Source organism: Staphylococcus sp. HMSC071G07, assembly GCF_001811435.1.
In the GTDB taxonomy this organism is placed as follows: Bacteria; Bacillota; Bacilli; order Staphylococcales; family Staphylococcaceae; genus Staphylococcus; species Staphylococcus pettenkoferi.
On record NZ_KV804749.1, the window covers coordinates 1 to 233 of the forward strand.

1 pseudogene is annotated in these 233 nt (G+C 32.2%); it reads right to left on the reverse strand.

The features are described from left to right. Window positions 1-193: pseudogene (locus tag HMPREF2802_RS00055) on the reverse strand (IS6 family transposase); the annotation flags it as partial. Between the last annotated feature and the right edge of the window lie 40 nt (window positions 194-233).

Below are 233 nucleotides of genomic sequence, written 5' to 3' on the forward strand. Positions count from 1 at the left end.
TTTTCTTCCAAATTTGATATAAAATTGGGGCATATTCTTGAACCCAACGGTAGACCGTTGAATGATGAACGTTTACACCACGTTCCCTTAATATTTCAGATATATCACGATAACTCAATGCATATCTTAGATAGTAGCCAACGGCTACAGTGATAACGTCCTTGTTAAATTGTTTATATCTGAAATAGTTCATACAGAAGACTCCTTTTTGTTAAAATTATACTATAAATTCA